This is a genomic window from Myxococcaceae bacterium JPH2 (assembly GCA_016458225.1).
Lineage (GTDB): Bacteria > Myxococcota > Myxococcia > Myxococcales > Myxococcaceae > Citreicoccus.
Genome location: JAEMGR010000012.1, coordinates 1 through 18,230, shown reverse-complemented (window position 1 = coordinate 18,230; position 18,230 = coordinate 1). Strand labels below are relative to the sequence as shown.

Here is an 18,230-nt window from a genome sequence, read left to right as displayed (position 1 = left end):
GAGCGGTCGGGGCGCTGTCCTGAACGGCTCCGGTCCGCCCCTGGCCGGCCCCCGCTCGGCACGCCGCCAACGATTTACAACTTGAACAACGTGATTTACTTGAAAACCAGCGATAGGTCCCGCGCGCCTCTCAAACGTGGGAGTCGTTCATGGACAAGAAGCGAGTGATGCATCGGGCGTGGACGGTGGGGGTGTCGCTGTGCGTCGGGTTGTTCGCCGGGCTGTTCGCCATGTCGGCCAGCGCGGGCGAGCTGGACGGCAACAGCAGCGCGGTGATGTTGCAGGGCTTCCACTGGCGCTCGCAGGAGACGAAGCCGTGGTGGAACGTCATCCAGACCAACGCCTCGAGCATCGCGGCGGGCGGCTTCACGATGGTGTGGTTGCCGCCGTCGGGTGACGCGGCCTCGCTGGAGGGCTACCTGCCGCGCCGGCTCTCCGTGCAGGACAGCGCCTACGGCACCGAGGCGCAGTTGAAGGCGGCCATCGCCGCGCTGCACGGCCAGGGCGTGCGCGTGCTGGCGGACGTCGTCATCAACCACCGCGTGGGCACCACTGGCTGGGCGGACTTCACCTTCCCCACGTGGGGCTGCAACGCGGTGGTGGCCGGCGACGAGTGGACCGGCGCGTGCGGCGGCGCGGACTCCGGCGACGGCTTCAGCGCGGCGCGGGACATCGACCACAGCAAGGCCTTCGTCCAGACGGACCTCATCGCGTGGCTCAACTGGATGAAGACGACCATCGGGTACGACGGCTGGCGCTACGACTACGTGAAGGGCTACGCGGGCAGCTACGTGGGCCAGTACAACGCGGCCACGTCGCCCTACTTCTCCGTGGGCGAGCTGTGGACCGACCTCAACCTGGCCAACCCCGACGCGCACCGTCAGCTCATCATGAACTGGCTGGATGCCACGGGCGGGCGCTCGGCGGCGTTCGACTTCACCACCAAGGGACTGCTCCAGCAGGCGGTGCAGTACAACGAGTTCTGGCGACTCAAGGACAGCCAGGGCAAGCCCGCGGGCGCGATGGGCTGGTGGCCGGCCAAGACGGTGACGTTCATCGACAACCACGACACCGGCCCCAGCTACCCGAGCGGCGGACAGAACCACTGGCCGTTCCCCAGCGACAAGGTCATGCAGGGCTATGCCTACATCCTGACCCACCCTGGCGTGCCCACCGTGTACTGGGTGCACTACTACGACTGGAACCAGGCGCCGGAGATCAACAAGCTCATCCAGGTGCGGCGCGCCAAGGGCATCACGTCCACGTCGGCCGTGAACATCGTGGTCGCGGACACCAGCCGCTACGCCGCCATCATCACGGGCAACAGCGGCAGCGTGGCGATGAAGATTGGCCCCGGCGCGTGGACGCCCGGCGCGGGCTGGACGCTGGCCACCTCGGGCAGCAACTACGCTGTCTGGACGCAGTAGTCGCGGTCCAGAAAGTCCCGGACGCCTCGCGAGCCCTACCGCTCGCGGGGCGCCCGAGCCAGGCCGAGGCCCCCGAAGCGGGTGCTACGCTGCCAGCCCCATGGCTCGTCTCCTGTGTCGCGTCGGCGCGTGGTTCGGACTCCTCCTCGCCGCGGCGGGATGTGACGGGCGCTCCATCGCCCGAGAGCCCGAGGACGTGGACCCGTGCGCCATCGAGGCGTGTCCCCCGCCGACTCCTCCGGTCGCCCGCGCAGACGTCATCCGCATCGCCGCCTACAACGTGCACCGCCTGTTCGACACCGTGTGCGACTCCGCCGCGTGCGGCGGTTCGAACTACGAGGCCCTGCCCTCTCCCGAGGCCTTCGCGCTGCAGGTGCAGCAGCTCGCGACCGCCATCGCCTCGCTCGACGCGGACATCGTCATGCTGGAGGAGGTGGAGACGCAGGCCTCGCTGGACGCGCTCCAGGCCCTCCTGCCGCGCTACCCTCACGCGGTGCTGGGCGAGACGGGAGCGCCGGCCTCGGTGGACGTCGCGGTGCTCTCCGCGTTCCCCATCACCCGCGTGACGAGTCACTACCGGGAGGTGCTCACCCGTCCGGATGGCACCTCGACGCGCTTCTCGCGAGACCTGCTGGAGGTCCACGTGAGCGCGAAGGGCGGCGAGACCATCGTGTTCCCGGCGCACTTCCGCTCGAAGGTCAGCGACGATCCCGGCCGCCGCGAGGCCGAGGCGAACGGGGCTCGCACCATCGTCTCCGCCACCGCGGCCGCGTCGCCGCGTGCGCTGGTGGTGCTCGGCGGGGACCTCAACGACGTGCCCGGCTCGCCGCCCCTCGTCGCGCTGGAGGCTGGGGGCGCGCTGTCACGCGTCGCCGCGGACAGGCCCAGCGGGGACACCTGGACGTATGCCTACAACGGGCAATTGCAGGCCATCGACCACCTGTACCTGGCGCGCAGCGGCGGCGCGTACGTGCCCGGCTCGTTCCGCGTGGCGCGCGACCGGAGCGGCCTGGGTGGCTCGGACCACGGCGCCGTGTTCGCGGACTTCCAGTACGCGGCGCCCTGAGTCCGACCGCGGCCCTCAGGCGGTCGGCGGCAGGGCGAGCCCCGCGCGCCTCCTCCAGGCGCGCCGCACCTGCGCCGCGAGCGTCTCCACGCCCAGGCCCGCGCAGACCGACAGCGCCGGGAGGACGAGCAAAAGGTACTGGGGCCAGCGCGTGGGCCAGACCATGAGGAACACCAGGCCCACGCCCGCCCACGCCAGCCACACCGGACGCGTGCGCGCCGCGCGGGGCACGCCCACCACGGCCAGGGGCACCATCAGCCACGCGACCGCGCCTGTCAGGAAGACGCCGTCATGCCACCGCACCGGCTCCGCGTGCGTCAGGTAGAGCCAGGGCTGGTACCAGGGCAGCGCCGCGCGCTGGACGTGCGCGCTCTGGGAGTAGCTCCAATGGAAGGTCACCGACTCCCATAGATTGGCCACGGGCGAGGACCACAGCGCCGGATGCAGCAGGAGGAACGCCGCGAGCGTGGCCGCTCCGAACACGGCCCAGGCCCCGAGCCGCGCGCGCGTGGGCAGCCCGAGGAAGGGCACCAGGGTGAGCCCAATCACCAGCCCATAGGGGTACTTGCACGCCGCGGCGGCGCCGAGCAGCACGCCCGAGAGGCCGAGCAGCCCCAACCGGAACGCGCGCGCCGAACCCGGAGCCGTCCGCCGCGCCCGCTCGAAGGCGAGCACCGCCCACACGGCCAGCAGGCCCGGCACCGCCTCCAGATAGGCCTGGGACGTGTACTTCGCGTGGTACGCGTCGAACGCGAGCAGGAGCGCGCCCGGCGCCGAGACGACCGCGACCAGCGCCACCTGGAGCACGCCCATCACCGCGGACAGGCCGCGCGTCACGCGGAAGACAGGCACCGCCGCCGCGGGAAGGGGGTGCCCCACCTCCACCTGCTTCCACTCAGGCTCGGGCGCACCCGTCACCCACAGCTCCGTGGCGAAGAGCAGCTTCACCAGCGGGGGATGCTCGAAGTTCTCGCGGAACGTCGCCACCTCGCCCCAGTGACCGGACGACAGCATCGCCTCGTAGCGATACGCCACGGGCAGATAGGTCAGCTCGTCGTAGTCCGGAGGCAGCCGCCGGACGGCCACACCGCGCTGCCATGCCGCCCCCGCCACCGCCACCGCCACCAGGATGAGTCCCAGGAGAAGCGCGCGCATGGGGCCCGACATAGCACACGGCCCGTCAGCCCCCCGCCCGCCGCGCCGGGCTCGCCCCGCGCCTGGGGCCATCCCTTGGAATACAAACGATAATCCGCGACCGGTCAGCGGGCTGTCACGCAAGGCGTTCGCCGGGCCACTTGTCGGAGGGGCATGCGACTCTCAGCATGCTTTGTCGTGACACCCGAGGCACCACAACAAGCACGCCAGCCGCTGCGGCGCCCTGGTAGTGTCGCGCCGCTCTTCAGAAGGTCTCCCATTCTTCCGATACGTCATCACCGCCGCCCGGACTCGGGCGTGCTGGCATTGGCCACCCTGCTGTTCGTGCTTCCGCTGGTTGTCTATGGGAGCGCGGTCTTCCATCGCTACGGGTTGCGCGATGACTACGCCATCCTGCGCGAGGCGCGCGAGGACCCGGGCAAGATTCCCCGCGTGCTCGCCTCCCAGGGGCGCCCCATCTACGGCTGGCTCCTCGAGCGGTCCGCGCACGCCGCGAACACCATCGATGGCTTGAGCGGGCTGCGCCTGTTGGGCGTCGTGGGCCTGGGCCTGCTCGGCGCCTCGCTCTTCCTGCTGCTGCGCCGCGAGGGCTGGCCCCTGATTACCTCGGCCCTGCTCGCCGCGCTGCTCACCCTCACGCCCTCCGCGCAGGTCATCGCGAGCTGGGGCATCTGCTGGCCGCAAGCCGTGGCCCTGGTGCTGGGCGTGGCGGCCTTCGGACTGGCTCGCCGCGGCCTGCCCCCGCCCTCCGAGCCCGCCACCGGCGGCGTGGGCTGGCGCATCGCCGCGGCCGGCGTCATCGCGGTGGCCACGCTCATCTATCAAGCCAGCGGGCTCGTCTACGCCGTGCTGCTCGCGGCCGTCCTGGTGCTGCGCCACGACGACCACTTCCGCGACACCATGCGCTGGCTCATGCGCCACCTGACCATCATGGGCGCGGGCCTGCTCATGGCGTTCGCCGTCACCAAGACGCTCTTCCTCACGGGCATGGTGACGCCCTCGCCGCGCATCGCGTTCGAGACCCACTGGGTGGACAAGACGCTGTGGGCCATCACCCACGTGCTGCCCAACGCGCTGGCGCTCATCGCCCTCAACGACACCCCCACCGGGATGCCCGCGGGCTCCGAGTTCATGGTGGCCGCGACGCTCGCCGTGCTCGCCGTGGGCCTCGCCGTCGAGGTTCGCCGCGGGGGCCTGCGCGGGGGCGGACGCTGGCTGCTCGTGCTGCTCACGCTCTCCGCCGCGGCGTACTCGGTCAGCTTCCTCGCCTTCGAGCGGTGGCCCACCTACCGCACGCTCTATGCGCTCACGGGCGTGTGGGGCGTGTTCGTCGCCGGCTCGCTCATGAACCTGGGGAGCTGCTGGCCTCGGCGCGGGCCGTGGGTCATGACGAGCGTGCTGGCGCTGTTCGTCGGGGCCGGCGCGCTGCTGGCCCACCGTCAGTCCCTGGAGCTGTTCGCGCTGCCCCAGGCCCGCGAGCTGGCGCTCATGGAGCAAGGCGCGCGGCAGGTGGAGCCCGCGAAGCAGTCGCGCGTCTTCGTGCTCACCGCGCGCCAGACGGACACGTCCGCCCCGCGCCGCTACCTGGACGAGTTCGGCTCGGTCTCCGTGGATGCCGAGTGGGTGGCCAAGGAGATGCTCAAGGCCCTGATGAAGGAGCGCTTCCCGCTGGAGCGCGACCCGAGCCACCTCTACCGCTTCGCCGCGGGCCCCAACCTCCCCGAGCCGCGCAACTACGACATCCTCATCGACATGCGGAAGATGCGGCAGGGCGGCTGAAGTCTCGCCGCCCTCCGCGGCCTCACCTCAGTCCAGCGTGGTGCACTGCCACTGATTGAACGGGATGTCCTGGCAGTAGCAGGTGCCGGGCGTCCCGTCGCTGAAGACACACGGCAGCTCCGAGAACGGGCCACAGCCACGGCCCTGGAGCCGCGAGCACGAATCCACCAGCCCCGCCTTCTGCTGCCCCGTCGTGGACTCGTCCGCCACGGGCTCGGTTCCGCCACACCCCAGCGAGACACCGGCCGCGAGCAGCGTCGATACAAGAATTCGTCGCAACATGGGCAAAGCTCCTTTTGTGAGAAATGCCCCCGGATAAGATGACGGGACTCCGTCGTCAGGCAATGGGAGCCCGGGGCCGCGCATGAATGCGACACAGTGGAGTGAGTTCAAGAAAGACCCAGTGGCGTATCTCGGCACCCGGACGGTGCGCATCCCAGACGACAAGGTCGGCAACAAGTCCCAGACGACAAGGTCGGCAACAAGACGGAGAGCGCCGCGGGCAAGCTGGTGGTGGAGAGCGAGGAGATGGCGACGCTGCAATACGCAGCGCGACACAACGTGAGGGACCTCTACCTTCGCGACCTCGGGGATGGCGGCCTGGATGTCGCGTTCCAAGCGCCCCCCGCGCCCACGGGCTTCTTCAGCATCTTCCAGTCCGCGCCCGTCTCGAAGAAGGTGCGCGCGTACTTCCTGCCCTGGAGCACCGGCAAGGCCTATCACCTGACCTTGCACGCCACGGCGGAGACGGAGTTCTTCGCCACCGCGCCGCTCAATGGCTGTTGCTTGTATGTGAATGGACTGGAGCGCAAGCCGCTGGTCGCTCACGCCAACTATGACTCCCCCCGGCTCGTCGTCGCATTCGACGCGTCGAAGACGGTGGAGGAGCAGTTCGCGGCCACCGCCGTGCACCAGATGAAGGTGTACACGAAGTATTACGGGAAGCTGGAGACCGTGATGTCTGGCTTTCTGCCGGGATGGAAGAAGGGCGAGCCGACCTCGCAGTTCGGCCCGGCCCAGTATCTCCACGTCAGCTCGCAGGCCCGGGTGTTTGGCTTCAACCGGGGCGGCGACTGGACGCTGTATTACAACCTGGAGCGCGTCACCCGTGTCGGCGGCCGAATCACCGCGCGCACGGGCATCACCGCCGAGCTGTGGCCCCGCTTCCAGGCCACCGACGCGTAGGGCGCGCCGTTCAGAGGTTGTCCTGGAAGAAGCGCATCACGCGCTGCCACTGCCGCTCGCTGACCGCGGGATTGGACAGCATGTGCGAGGAGCCCGCGAGCGGGAGCAGCTCGTGCGCCTTGCCGGCCTGGAACAGCGCGTCCGACAGCTTCAGCGAGTGGAGGAAGAAGACGTTGTCGTCGTTCGTGCCGTGGATGAGCAGGAGCTTGCCCATGGGCTTGTCCTGCTTCGCGTAGGTGAGCAGCGAGGTCTTCTCGTAGGCCTCCGGGTGCTCCTGCGGCGTCCCGAGGAAGCGCTCGGTGCAGTGCGTGTCGTAGTCCCGCCAGTCCACCACCGGCGCTCCCGCCACCGCGGCCTTGAAGACATCCGGTCGCTTGAGCACGGCCATCGCGGACATGTAGCCGCCGTGGCTCCAGCCGGTGATGCCCACGCGCCGCAGGTCCATCTCGGGAACCTCGGCGGCCAGCGCGCGCAGCGCGGTCACCTGGTCATCCAGCGGAACACCCCCGAAGTCATACTTGAGCGCGCGCTCCCAATCCCTTCCCCGCAGCGCGGTGCCACGCCCGTCGAACTTCACGACGATGAAGCCCTGGTCCGCCATCCACTGGGACAGGAGGTTGCGCGCCATGGCGTGCTGCACGAGCGGAACGGCGGCGCCGTAGATCTCCACGATGACGGGGAGCTTCACGCCAGGACGGAAGTCGCGAGGCCGGGTGATGGCGGTCCAGAACTTCTCCGCGCCCACCTGACGCACCTCCGTGGTCGGGGTGAAGGAGGGCTCCTCGGCGAGCGAGGGGAGCACGCCCACCTCGGTGCCGTCCGCGCGGACGATGCGCTGGCGCCGCATCTGGGTGAGCCCCTCGGACGTGATGACGAAGAGGCCCGCCTGGGCGCTGGTGCGCGCGGACTCCACGGCCGGGCCGCCGGACGTCACCCGCGTGGGCGCCCCACCCCGCGTCACGCGGTACAGGTAGCGCTCGGTGGGGTTGGGGCCGCCGAGGAAGTCCACGATGTCCGCCTGGGGCTGGTAGTTCACCAGCGCGCGATACCCCGCGTCAGGCTTCACCAGCGAGCGGACGAGGCTCCCATCCGGAGCGCGCAGCTCCAGCTCGGGCGCACCGTTGCGCTCGGTGGACCAGAGGAAGCCGCTGCCGTCGTCCAGCCACTTGGGGAAGGGCTGATCCAGGTTGACCCACGCGGCGTCGCGCTCGGTCAGCAGGGTGCGCGTCTTGCCCGTCTTCTCATCGACCGCGAGCAAGAGCTCCTCCGTCTGGGTGCGGCTCTGCACCAGGACGGTCAGCGGTCCCTTCTTGGGCCACGTGACGGTGGCGAGATACGGATACGCCTTCGCGTCCCAGTCCACCCAGACGGTCGCGCCGCCGGTGAGCGACGCGATGCCCAGCTTCACCTGCGCGTTCGGCGTGCCCGCGCGGGGATAGGACAGCGTCTCACCGCCGCGCTCGGGGAACATGGGGTCCACGAAGGTGCGCTTCTCCACCCCGCTCGTGTCCGACTCGGTGAAGGCAATGGCCTTGGCGTCCGGGCTCCACCAGTAGCCCTCGAAGCGGCCCATCTCCTCCTGGGCGATGAACTCGGCCAGGCCGTGGCTCCTGGCCGCCGTGCCGCCCTTGGTGACGCGCTGCACGCGGCCCGTCGCCAGGTCCACGCGATAGACATCGTTGTCGCGGACGAACGCCGCCTGCTTGCCGTCTCGCGAGAACGAGGGCACGAGGACGCCCGGCTCCAGCGGCAGCTCCGTCACCTTCTGGGTGGCGGTCTCCACCACGTACACCCGGCCCGACAGCGTGAGCCGCACCTTCGTGCCATCCTCGGACAGCTCATACGAGCTGAAGCCCGCGGAGGACATGCGCATGCGCTCGCGCCGGGCGCGCTCCTCGGGGCTCAGCGTCTCGGCGGCGCCGTGCAGCACGGTCGCGGGGGTGAGCACCTCGCGCGTCTGGCCGGTCGCCACGTCAAAGGCAAACAGCGTCATGACGTTGGAGCGGGGCGGCGCGCGCAGGAAATAGACGGTCTTCTCGTCGGGCGAGATGCTCGCCGCCACGGGGCGCCCGCTGTTGAACATGCGCGTCTCCGCGAACTGCCGGAGAAACGACGGCGGACCCGCTGGCGTCTGGCTTTGGGCCAGGGCCGGGGTGGACAGCATGACAAGCAACACGAGGAGGCTTCGCATGAGGACCTCGGGGACCCTGAGAAAGAATGACTCCGATGGGCGCTCGCCCACCGCTCACTGAAACAGCTTGCGCAGCGTCAGGACGCACAGACTCACGAGCGTAGGCATCACCATGCAGAGGATGATGAACCATGCCGCCAGCTTGCGTCGCCTCGCGCGGCGCTGCTCCCCCGTCTCGCTCGCCCGGTCCTGGCAGTCCTCGCAGCGCCCCGCTGCGGCGCGCGTGCATTGCTCGCAGAGGAAGACCCCACAGCGCGTGCAGGTCGTCGTGGCGCTCGCGCCATGGACGGCGCAGACCCCATCCGCCAGGGCGCCTGGTGACTCCGAGGACGGCGGAGCCTCCATGTCCTCGGCGTCGAGCAGGGCGCGCGCCCGCGCGCGGTCCTCTGCGGTGACGAGCACGGTGACTTCGATGTAGCTGCCCAGCGCGCCCAGCATCGCGCGATGGTGTCCGCCCCGGACGACACAGGCGATGCCGTGAGCCTCGAGCAGCGAGCGAATCACCGCGGCTTCGGGCTCATCGGCGCAGGCGTGAAGCGGCACCCACTGCGACGCAACGACGTCCATCCACCCTCCCCTTGGGCCAGCCCCTCTGCCCGAGCCACGACGGCCGGCGGAGCCTGAAGGCAAACGCCAAGAGCGTCAACCGCAGACGTCGCAGGGGATGGCGCGCGCGGGTGCGTCCGTAGTGAACTGCTCCGCCGTGCCCACACTCGCCACCGCCGCGACTCCGTCCCAGACACGCCCTGTGGGGCCGTGGCAGCTGTTGGCGCTCGGCGTCAACGGCATCGTCGGCGTGGGCATCTTCTTCGCGCCCGCCGAGGTGGCCGCGCTGGCCCCCGGGCGCGGCGCGGTGCTCGCGTTCGCGCTCACGGGATTGGCGCTCGTACCGGTGGCGCTCGCCTTCGCGGTGCTGGGCCGTCGCTTCGACGCGGATGGAGGTCCGGTCGTCTTCGCTCGCGCGGCCTTTGGGGAGCGCGCGTCGTTCCTCGTGGGCTGGGTGGCGTACGTCAGCGCGTTCCTCAGCACGTCCGCCGTGGTGGCCGGGCTCGCGCGGGCCCTGGCGCCTTCACTGGGGCTCTCGGAAGCCGTGGGGCAGCGCGCGCTGGCCACGGGGTTGGCGACGGTGCTCGCGGCGGTGGTGGCCTCGGGCATCCGCGTCTCGGCTCGCGCGTGGACCACGCTCACGGTGCTCAAGCTGCTGCCGCTCGCCGGATTGATCCTCGCCTTCGTCATGGCCGGTGGGCCTCGTGTGGCGCTCGTCCCCGCGGAGTCAGGGGCCTCGTGGCTGCGCGCGGGGCTGGCGGTGATGTTCGCGTACCAGGGGTTCGAGATCGTCCCGGTCATCGCCGGACAGGTGCGGTCCTCGGAGCGCACCGTGCCGCTGGCGACCGTGGGCTCGCTGCTCGCGGCCGTCGGGCTCTACGTGGGCCTGGTGTGGGCGTGCGTCGCGGCCCTGCCCCAGCTCGGGCAGGCGACCGCTCCGTTGGCGGCGGCCTCGGGCGTGTGGGGCGGCGCGAGGATGGAAGAGTGGGTGGGCCTGGGCACGAGTGTCTCCGCGCTCGGCATCTGTCTGGGGATGCTGGTGACGACGCCGCGCTACTTGTCCGCGCTCGCCTCGGGGTCGCGCTCGCTCCTGGGGCTGGAGCACATGACGGCGGCGGGAGTGCCCACGCGAGCGCTCGCGGTGACGTGGGGACTGGTGGTGCTGTTCGTCAACCTGGGGGACTTGTCGGAGCTCTTCGCGCTGTCGAGCATCGCGGTGCTGCTCCAGTACGGCGTGACGGCCACGGCGCTGGCGGTGCTCGCTCGGCGTGGAGAACGGGGACTGCGCCCCGCGCATGCGCTGCTGGCGCTGCCCACGCTCGTGCTGGGCGCGACGCTCGTCATCGCGGGAGCGAGTGCCCGCGAGGCGATGGTCGCCAGCATCACGGTGCTCGCGGGACTGGGACTGATGCGTCTGACGCGTGCCCGCGAGGGGTGACGCCGGGCGGGCCCGCGCGCGAGAAGCAGGAGCACCGCTCGGTCGCACTCCTGCCCTGCGAACTCGCGGTCCCCTGGCGGCGAAGGCACACAACGGTCGCGCCCGCTGGCTCGTGCCTCGAGCGACCGCGAAGGGGCGTGGGAAGAACGGCTTGCCGCGTGGGACGTGCTCCGGAACAGTCGACGGCGGGGGTCGACGGCAATGCTCGGCTATCAAGCGAATTCACAGTGGCGGGACATGTCCGACTTCGTGGTGCACTTCACGAGGCCCGGGCCGCCGTACGACGACGCCTACCAGAACATGATGAGCATCCTGGGCATGCGCACGCTCATCCCCGGCGCGGAGGGCTTTGGCATCGCGCGGCGCGAGCCCTCGGTGGCCGAGCGCCAACGCTCCGTGTGCTTCAGCGAGATTCCGTTCGATCAACTGGGCCGGCTCGTCGAGCGGCGCAGCCTGTATGGCATTGCGTTCCGGAAGAGCTACGTGCTGTCCCAAGGTGGCGGCCCCGTCTGGTATGTCCAATACGGCTCGCCCGCGCACCTCGCGATGAAGCAGCAGCTCCAACAGGCGCTCGCGGCGCCGGACGCGTCGCGCGAGCCGCTCTGGGCCATGACGCCATTCGTGGACATCCAGGGTGACACCCACAACGCGCCCTACAGCTACCGCTTCGACTGGGAGCGGGAATGGCGCGTCCCCGGCCTGCTGCGCTTCACCGAGTACGACGTCGCCGTGCTCTTCCTTCCCGAAGAGGTCCACTCTGTGGCGCGAGACTTCTTCGCCTGGGCCGTGCGCGAGCAGGTCGGGCCGGGCTACTTCTGCCCCGTGTTGGATCCGCGCTGGTCCCCGGAGCGCATCACCCAGGCGCTCGCGGGCGAGTCGGCGGATGCGCCTCGACCTCAGCCGGGTCGAGACCGCGCCGCGCGCTGAGGCTCAATCCATCCAGCGGTGGATGCTGAAGTCCAGACGACTGCGCACCAACCCCAGGAGGCTCTCCAGCTCGGAGCCCTCCAGTTGCGTGCGCGAGGCCAGCGCCGCGCGGATCAACTTCAACAACCGCTCGCGCGCCTGCGTCACCTTGCGCGCCACGCTCGAGCGCGGCTCGCCATACATCGTGGACAGGCGGTCCATGGTCAGGCCGTGCACATGGTGCAGCCGCAGGAGCGCGCGCTCCCGCTCGGACAGCGCGGCCAGTCCCGAGCGCAGGGCCTCCGCCAGCGCCTGCCGCGTGTCTTCCTTCAGCAGCGCGCGCTCCGGGTCGTCCGGCGAGAACATCCGCGCCAGCGCCTCGGGCGGCTCGTCGAAGAGCTCCTGGCGTCCGTCCTGGCTCGCCAGCTCCCCCACGATGCGCGTGGCGATGATGCGCACCCACGCCAAGAGCGGCCCCCGCCCCGAGTAGTCCGCGATCTTCGCGGGCGCGTCGGGACGCCCCAGGAGCAGGCGCTGGCGCATCACCTGGAGCACCTCGTCCACGGTGGCGGGAGGCAGCGCGCCCAGCCGAGGAGGGACCTTCTCCAACACGTGCTGCTCGAAGGCGGCCAGCGCCCGGCGCTCTCCCGTGGCGCACGCGCACGCCAGATAGAGGTCCGCCACGTGAAGCTGGCCCAGCGCATCCGGCACGGGCGCCGACGGGAGGTGGCGCGCCACATGCTCGATGAACACCGCTCCGCGCATCTCCAGCTCGGGCCACGCCGTGTGGGCCTTCTCCACCAACTCCGCGAGCCGCGCCTCCAAGCCCTCCACGGCGTCCAGCTCGGACTGACGCGTGGCGGGCAGTCGCGCCCGAAACACCGCCACCAGGGAGTCACGGGCTTGGCTCATGGAGTCACCTCGTGTCGGGCAAGGGAGGGGGCCTCGGGCGGGTGGGCCAACCAGTCCTGCACCTCCTTCAGCTCCAAGGTGGCGCGCACGCCCAGCTTCGTCATGCAGGCTCGCGCGGACTCCACCCGCTCGGTGGCGCGCTCCGCGTCGCCAGGTCCTCCTCGCGCGGCCAAGGCCTTCCCCAACAGGAAGGTGGCCCAGCCCTCGTCGAGAGGATCCCGCGAGGCGATGGTGTGCACCCGCAGCGCCCGCTCCAACAACGGCACGGCGGGGTCCACCGCGCCCGACTGGAGCTGCGCCTCCGCCACGCACGCGAGATCCAACGCCACATCGGGGGACTCGGCGCCCTGCGCCTTCTCATCGAGCTTCAAGGCCCGCTCGCAGTGGGCCTGCGCCTGCTTGGGTACGCCGGTGGCCAGCTCCAGGTGCGCCAGCGGACGGAGCGCGAAGCCCAGCGTGGCGCTCTCCGGCCCGTTCTCCGTCTCCCAGAGTTGCAAGGCGCGCAGCATGTTGCGCCGCGCCTCGGCGTTGCGTCCCAGGCGCTGCTGCGCCATCCCCATGTACATGAGCGACGGCGCGGCCCGGGACGTGTCCGCGCCCAACGCGCGCTGCAGCCGCTCCACCGCCTGCCGGTGATAGGACAGGGCCTCCTCGAAGTGCTGCGAGTCGTAGGCCACCATGCCCACGCCCGACAGCGCGATGGCCGTGTTCGGGTGGTCGGTCCCCTTGCTGTGCTCGAAGATGGCGACCGCTCGGGTCAAGTACTCGCGCGCCTCGTCCAGCCGGCCCAGCACGCGCAGCACCGAGCCCAGGTTGTTGAGCGGCGCCGCCAGGCTGGGATGGTCCGCCGCGCGAGAGGCCTCCAGGAGCGCCAGCGAGCGGCGCCACACCGAGATGGCCTCCTCTCTTCGCCCCAGGGCCATCAGCTCCGCGGCGATGTTGCTCAGGTTGAGCGCCAGCCCGGGATGGTCCGGTCCCCAGATGGCCTCGCGCTGCGCCTGGGCCTTGCGGTACAGCGTGAGCGCCTCGGCGGACCGGAGCTGGCGCGAGCGGACCCGGCCCAGCCCTGAGACGAAGTAGGAGGTGCGCAGGCTCTCCGGACCATAGGCCTTGCGCGATAGGGCCAGGCCCTCGGTGAACTCCTCGGCGGCGCGCTCCAGCCGGCCCTCCACCAGCCACACGCCACCCAGTCGCAGATGCAAGTCCGTGGCGATGGCGGGGAAGCGGTCACGCCCCAGCCGATCCACGGCGGCGCGGGCGTGCTGGGCCAACCGGTCCGCCTCTCCCACGCGAGCGAGCTGATCTCCCACCACCCAGATGAGGAGGATCCAGGCGCGAGCCACGGTCTCGTCGTCGCGACTGGCCTCGGCCGCCCAGAGCGCGCGGTAGAGGATGCCCTCCGCCTCGGTGAGCTTGCCGGCCATGCCGTGCAGGTGGCCATGGAGCAGCAGGACCTCGGCCTCGAGCGGGCGGTAGTCGATGCTCGCGATGTCCTTGAGCAGCGCCGTGGTCAGCACGATGCCGTCGGCGTGACGCCCGGCCTCCATGCGAGCACGCGCCTCGGCGAGCTTGCGGCGGGCCGCATCCACCTTGGGACGGAGCGCCTCCAGCGGCTGAGGCCGGGTGGAGAGCACCGGCGCGTCGCGGCACCCCTCCAGTCCTTCCAAGGAGGAGATCATCTGCTGCGCGTTCTGGACCGTCTGCGCGTCCGCGTTCTCCAGCACCTCGGTGATGGCGGCGAGCTGCCACAGCCGCGCGTCCAAGCAGGCCTGGGTCTGCCAGGCCGCCTCGGGCGCGGAGCCTCCCGTCGCGAGGCAGGCCTCGGTACGCAGCGCGCGCCACTGGCCCGCGTGCGCGTCCAGCTCGGCGGAGATGGTCTCCCACGCGGAGGCGGCGTAGGGCTTGCCAGTGGCGAGGAAGGCCGAGTGCACGCGCTCACGCTGCGCCGGCCCCCAGACCCGGGCGAGGTTCTCCGCTTCCTGCTCGCAGCGGACCTCGCGGCGGTGCGCGCCGCCGTAACCCACGCCCACGCCCACCAGACACGCGAACGCGACCGCCGTCGCCCACAGCCCCACGCGGCGCACCGGGTGACGAGTGAGCGCGCCGAGCAGCACCTCCATCGAAGGGAAGCGGTCCTCGGGCTTGGGGCTCAGTCCGCGCAACACCACGGCGCGCACCCAGGCGGGCACGCGGCTGTCACGCGGTGGCGGGCGCACCCGACCGGCGAGCGCGGCCTCGCCCAGGGCCTCGGGGGTGACGCCCTCGAACGGGCGCAGGCCATAGAGGGCCTCGTGCAGCGCCACGCAGAAGCTGAACTGGTCCGACAGCGCGTCGGCCCCGCGGCCCATGAGCTGCTCCGGGGCCATGTACGCGGGCGTGCCCAGCAGCGCGCCCGTGCGGGTCAACAGCGCGTCCGCCCCTCCGCCCTCCGCCGGGAGAGGCACCGCCACGGGGGCCGCGACCGGAGGACCGCCGCGGTTGGAGGGTCGGGCCAGACCGAAGTCCGTCACCCGCACGCGCCCGTCCTTGCCCACCAGGACGTTGGCGGGCTTGAAGTCACGATGGACCAGCCCCGCCGAGTGCGCCGCCGCGAGCCCCCGCCCCGCGTCCAGGAAGATGCGCAGCACCTCCGGCCACGGGCGCGGCGACTTCACCCAATCCGCCAGGGTGTTTCCCTCCACCAGCTCCAGCGCCAGGAAGATGCCGTCGCCGCAGACGCCCACGTCATGCACGGCCACCACGTTGGGGTGCGAGAGGCGCGCGAGCGACTGCGCCTCGCGCAAGAGCCGCATCCGCAGCTCCTCCATGTGCCGGCCCTCGGGGCGCAGCAGCTTGAGCGCCACCTGGCGGTCCAGCTCGGGGTCGTAGGCCGCGTACACCACGCCCATGGCCCCCACCCCAATGGGCTCGAGCACGACGTAGCGCGCCAACAGGGCCCCGCGCTGGAGCAGCGCGGGAGGGTCCGTCCAGGGCACCTCCAGCCGGGGCGAGTCCTCCGCCGCCGCCAGCGCGCGCTGACAGGACGGGCAGCCCTCCACATGCGCCAGCACGGACGCCCGGCGCTCCTCCGAGAGCGCGCCGACCAGGAAGTCGCTCAGCGTCGTTTCGTCCGGGCAACCCATCGGCCCCCCAAAGTATCAGAACCTAGAAATTACGGAGGGTTCCGCATCAGGGAGGGCAACTTCCCCCCAGGGGGAAATCATTTTTTTGGGATGCGCGAAGGCTGGGGGCCTCTTCAGGAGTGGGTTGTCCTTCCTCCCTGAAGGCACCGCTCCCGAGCCCTGCTTCCCAGGGCGCCCCGGTCCCGGGGGACTCTCCCCTCCCCCGCGGACCGTGGGCCAGGCGCCCTCTCCCCTCTGGCGCGAAGGGCCTGCTCGTCCGCGTCGCCCTCCGAGCGGCCGGTGAAGCGGCCCCGGTGGCACGAGCTGCCACGGCCTAGTTTTGGGCCATGAAGATCGTCCGGATTGTCGCCGCCTCGCTGCTCGTGGGGAGCCTGGCGTTCGCCCGCTCCGAGAAGCGCCTGGAGCTGAGCGCGCCCAACTTCAACGTCACGGCGGAAGTCACCCCGCGAACCATCACCAGCCCTGAGCTACAGCTCGACCTGTCGCAGGCCGCCGTGCGCGGGCAGGCCTACGGCCAGCCGGTGGACCTGAAGGTCGCGGGGACTCGCATCCAAGGGAGCACGGGCAAGGGCCCGGTGGACCTGCGGCTGCAGAAGGAGCCCGAGTCCGTGGCCGCGAACGGCACGTTCGGCGGCAAGCCCTCGCACCTGACCCTGAGTCCCGAGGAACTCATCGGCAACGTGGGCGCGTGCAGCTACGACCTCATCGCCCACGACAAGCACGAGTACATCGGCTGGCGCGCGTGCGGAGACCGGCGCGAGTCACCCGTGAAGCTCATCATCCCGGAGACGCTCGACCGCGCCCCCGAGGCCCAGCGCATCGCGGCGCTCTCCGTGCTGCTCTCGAAGTAGCGCTGAGCGAACGCACCACGTCGAGGCACAGGCGCCAGCGCGAGCACCGTGAGCTTCACGAACTCGCGCGGAGCGACCGCAGACCGCGGGACGGCAAACGAACTCGCGATGAGCGTCCGAGGACGAGCGCCTTGGCCTCGCGGGAGCAGCCCCACGGACATCCGTCGTCGGCGGAGCACCGCGCGAGTAGGCTCAGGCTTGTTCGGGATCAGTCCCCGCACCGCTCGCAGGTGAGCAACCCGGTCCGAGCCCTGTCGCACGTAGAGCAGCCCGAGCCCGGCACGGATGGAACGACGGAGGCGGCATGGAGTTCGCGGACACCTTGATGGGGCTCCTCTCGCGCGGCGCGGACTCGGACGTCGCGGTGAGCGCGCCAGGAAAGCCAGGGCTGACCCATGGCGGCCTGAGAGAACTCATCCACCGTACGGTGCGCGCGCTGAATGAGCTGGGGCTGGGGCGAGGCGACCGCATCGCGTTGGTGCTCCCCAATGGCCCCGAGGCAGCCACCGCGTTCGTCGCCGTGGCCTGCGGCGCGACCACGGCTCCCCTCAATCCGGCCTACCGCGAAGAGGAGTTCGAGTTCTCCCTCACCGACCGGCGCGCTCGGGCGCTCATCATTCCCCAGGGAATGGACAGTCCGGCACGAGCCGTGGCGGCGAGACATAGCCTGCGCGTGCTGGAGCTGTGCGTCGATAGCCAGGGCCCCACAGGCACCTTCACGCTGCAACCGGACACGACCACGAACACCGAGGCCCCCAGGCCCGGCTTCGCACAGCCCGAGGATGTAGCGCTCATGCTGCACACGTCCGGGACCACCGCGCGGCCCAAGCTGGTGCCACTCAGACACCGGAACCTCGTTGCCTCCGCGACGCGAATCGCCGAGACCCTGGCGCTCCGTCGCGAGGACGTGTGCCTCAACATCATGCCGCTGTTCCACATCCACGGCCTCGTGGCCGCGGTGCTCGCGAGCCTGAGCGCAGGCGCGAGCGTGGTGTGCACCCCCGGCTTCAATGCGCTGCGGTTCTTCTCCTGGTTCGAAGAGGCACGGCCCACCTGGTACACGGCCGTGCCCACCATGCATCAGGCCATCCTCGAGCGCGCGACGCGTCACGCAGCCGTCATCCAAGCGGGCCGCCTGCGCCTGTTGCGCTCCTCCTCCGCTTCGCTCCCACCCGTCGTGATGGAGCGCTTGGAGTCCACCTTCGGCGTACCCGTCATCGAAAGCTACGGGATGACGGAAGCCTCGCACCAGATGGCCTCCAATCCGCTGCCACCTCGCCCGCGATATCCCGGCTCGGTGGGCATCGCCTCCGGTCCCGAAGTGGCCATCCTCGGAGACACGGGCGAACTCCTGCCGCCCGGCGCGCTCGGCGAAGTGGTCATCCGTGGCCCCGGGGTCATGGACGGCTACGAGAACAATCCCGAGGCCAACGCTCGGGCCTTCACGCAAGGCTGGTTCCGCACGGGCGACCAGGGCACGCTCGACGCCGCCGGATACCTGCGCCTCACCGGGCGACTGAAAGAACTCATCAACCGAGGCGGTGAGAAGGTCAGCCCGCTGGAGGTGGACACGGTGCTCCTGGAACACCCCGCCGTGCAGCAAGCCCTTGCGTTCGCGCTGCCGCATCCGATGCTCGGCGAAGAGGTCGCCG

At 70.8% G+C, this 18,230-nt stretch carries 14 protein-coding genes; 8 read left to right on the top strand and 6 right to left on the bottom strand.

Annotation, left to right across the window (positions count from 1 at the left end):
- Positions 1-149: 149 nt before the first annotated feature.
- Together JGU66_19665 and JGU66_19660 are read left to right on the top strand one after the other, a co-directional pair.
- Positions 150-1,427, top strand: a complete 1,278-nt coding sequence (locus JGU66_19665; GenBank protein ID MBJ6762989.1) for an alpha-amylase — start codon at positions 150-152, stop codon at positions 1,425-1,427.
- 100 nt (positions 1,428-1,527) lie between these two features.
- The gene (locus JGU66_19660; GenBank protein MBJ6762988.1) at positions 1,528-2,493 is read left to right on the top strand and encodes an endonuclease/exonuclease/phosphatase family protein; all 966 of its coding nucleotides are present in this window, start codon (positions 1,528-1,530) and stop codon (positions 2,491-2,493) included.
- A 15-nt stretch (positions 2,494-2,508) separates the two neighbouring features.
- On the opposite strand, the gene JGU66_19655 is transcribed toward JGU66_19660, so the two are convergent.
- Positions 2,509-3,648: a hypothetical protein gene (locus tag JGU66_19655; protein ID MBJ6762987.1), complete on the bottom strand. Its 1,140-nt coding sequence runs from the start codon at positions 3,646-3,648 to the stop codon at positions 2,509-2,511.
- Positions 3,649-3,801: 153 nt separating this feature from the next.
- On the opposite strand from JGU66_19655, the gene JGU66_19650 reads away from it, so the two are divergent.
- Positions 3,802-5,427 carry a glucosyltransferase domain-containing protein gene (locus JGU66_19650; GenBank protein ID MBJ6762986.1) on the top strand — a complete coding sequence of 542 codons (1,626 nt, stop codon included), beginning with the start codon at positions 3,802-3,804 and terminating at the stop codon, positions 5,425-5,427.
- Between the two features lie 27 nt (positions 5,428-5,454).
- On the opposite strand, the gene JGU66_19645 is transcribed toward JGU66_19650, so the two are convergent.
- Positions 5,455-5,709, bottom strand: a complete 255-nt coding sequence (locus JGU66_19645; GenBank protein MBJ6762985.1) for a hypothetical protein — start codon at positions 5,707-5,709, stop codon at positions 5,455-5,457.
- Positions 5,710-5,955: 246 nt separating this feature from the next.
- On the opposite strand from JGU66_19645, the gene JGU66_19640 reads away from it, so the two are divergent.
- The gene (locus JGU66_19640; protein MBJ6762984.1) at positions 5,956-6,612 is read left to right on the top strand and encodes a hypothetical protein; all 657 of its coding nucleotides are present in this window, start codon (positions 5,956-5,958) and stop codon (positions 6,610-6,612) included.
- Positions 6,613-6,622: 10 nt separating this feature from the next.
- Here JGU66_19640 and JGU66_19635 read toward each other — a convergent pair whose 3' ends face one another.
- Together JGU66_19635 and JGU66_19630 are read right to left on the bottom strand one after the other, a co-directional pair.
- Positions 6,623-8,803 carry a DPP IV N-terminal domain-containing protein gene (locus JGU66_19635; GenBank protein ID MBJ6762983.1) on the bottom strand — a complete coding sequence of 727 codons (2,181 nt, stop codon included), beginning with the start codon at positions 8,801-8,803 and terminating at the stop codon, positions 6,623-6,625.
- Between the two features lie 54 nt (positions 8,804-8,857).
- Positions 8,858-9,370 (bottom strand): DUF2007 domain-containing protein, encoded by a 513-nt coding sequence (locus JGU66_19630; protein MBJ6762982.1) that lies wholly within the window; start codon positions 9,368-9,370, stop codon positions 8,858-8,860.
- 181 nt (positions 9,371-9,551) lie between these two features.
- Here JGU66_19630 and JGU66_19625 point away from each other — a divergent pair, with 181 nt between their 5' ends.
- Positions 9,552-10,787, top strand: a complete 1,236-nt coding sequence (locus JGU66_19625; protein ID MBJ6762981.1) for an APC family permease — start codon at positions 9,552-9,554, stop codon at positions 10,785-10,787.
- A 201-nt stretch (positions 10,788-10,988) separates the two neighbouring features.
- The gene (locus tag JGU66_19620) at positions 10,989-11,714 is read left to right on the top strand and encodes a hypothetical protein (protein MBJ6762980.1); all 726 of its coding nucleotides are present in this window, start codon (positions 10,989-10,991) and stop codon (positions 11,712-11,714) included.
- 3 nt (positions 11,715-11,717) lie between these two features.
- Here the strand turns inward: JGU66_19620 and JGU66_19615 are convergent, their stop codons facing one another.
- Both JGU66_19615 and JGU66_19610 read right to left on the bottom strand, forming a co-directional pair.
- Positions 11,718-12,605, bottom strand: a complete 888-nt coding sequence (locus tag JGU66_19615; GenBank protein ID MBJ6762979.1) for an RNA polymerase subunit sigma-70 — start codon at positions 12,603-12,605, stop codon at positions 11,718-11,720.
- Positions 12,602-15,727, bottom strand: a complete 3,126-nt coding sequence (locus JGU66_19610) for a tetratricopeptide repeat protein (protein MBJ6762978.1) — start codon at positions 15,725-15,727, stop codon at positions 12,602-12,604. Before JGU66_19610 ends, JGU66_19615 begins: the two co-directional genes overlap by 4 nt.
- Positions 15,728-16,053: 326 nt before the next feature.
- Here JGU66_19610 and JGU66_19605 point away from each other — a divergent pair, with 326 nt between their 5' ends.
- Positions 16,054-16,578, top strand: a complete 525-nt coding sequence (locus JGU66_19605) for a hypothetical protein (protein MBJ6762977.1) — start codon at positions 16,054-16,056, stop codon at positions 16,576-16,578.
- 304 nt (positions 16,579-16,882) lie between these two features.
- On the top strand, positions 16,883-18,230 hold a 1,348-nt coding region (locus JGU66_19600), incomplete at its 3' end, for an AMP-binding protein (GenBank protein ID MBJ6762976.1).

Excerpts from the sequence above, each read along its gene's own strand:
- JGU66_19665 (MBJ6762989.1), top strand. The coding sequence starts at position 150 with ATGGACAAGAAGCGAGTGATGCATCGGGCGTGGACGGTGGGGGTGTCG.
- JGU66_19660 (MBJ6762988.1), top strand. The coding sequence starts at position 1,528 with ATGGCTCGTCTCCTGTGTCGCGTCGGCGCGTGGTTCGGACTCCTCCTC.
- JGU66_19655 (MBJ6762987.1), bottom strand. The coding sequence starts at position 3,648 with ATGCGCGCGCTTCTCCTGGGACTCATCCTGGTGGCGGTGGCGGTGGCG.
- JGU66_19650 (MBJ6762986.1), top strand. The coding sequence starts at position 3,802 with ATGCGACTCTCAGCATGCTTTGTCGTGACACCCGAGGCACCACAACAA.
- JGU66_19645 (MBJ6762985.1), bottom strand. The coding sequence starts at position 5,709 with ATGTTGCGACGAATTCTTGTATCGACGCTGCTCGCGGCCGGTGTCTCG.
- JGU66_19640 (MBJ6762984.1), top strand. The coding sequence starts at position 5,956 with ATGGCGACGCTGCAATACGCAGCGCGACACAACGTGAGGGACCTCTAC.
- JGU66_19635 (MBJ6762983.1), bottom strand. The coding sequence starts at position 8,803 with ATGCGAAGCCTCCTCGTGTTGCTTGTCATGCTGTCCACCCCGGCCCTG.
- JGU66_19630 (MBJ6762982.1), bottom strand. The coding sequence starts at position 9,370 with ATGGACGTCGTTGCGTCGCAGTGGGTGCCGCTTCACGCCTGCGCCGAT.
- JGU66_19620 (MBJ6762980.1), top strand. The coding sequence starts at position 10,989 with ATGCTCGGCTATCAAGCGAATTCACAGTGGCGGGACATGTCCGACTTC.
- JGU66_19615 (MBJ6762979.1), bottom strand. The coding sequence starts at position 12,605 with ATGAGCCAAGCCCGTGACTCCCTGGTGGCGGTGTTTCGGGCGCGACTG.
- JGU66_19610 (MBJ6762978.1), bottom strand. The coding sequence starts at position 15,727 with ATGGGTTGCCCGGACGAAACGACGCTGAGCGACTTCCTGGTCGGCGCG.
- JGU66_19605 (MBJ6762977.1), top strand. The coding sequence starts at position 16,054 with ATGAAGATCGTCCGGATTGTCGCCGCCTCGCTGCTCGTGGGGAGCCTG.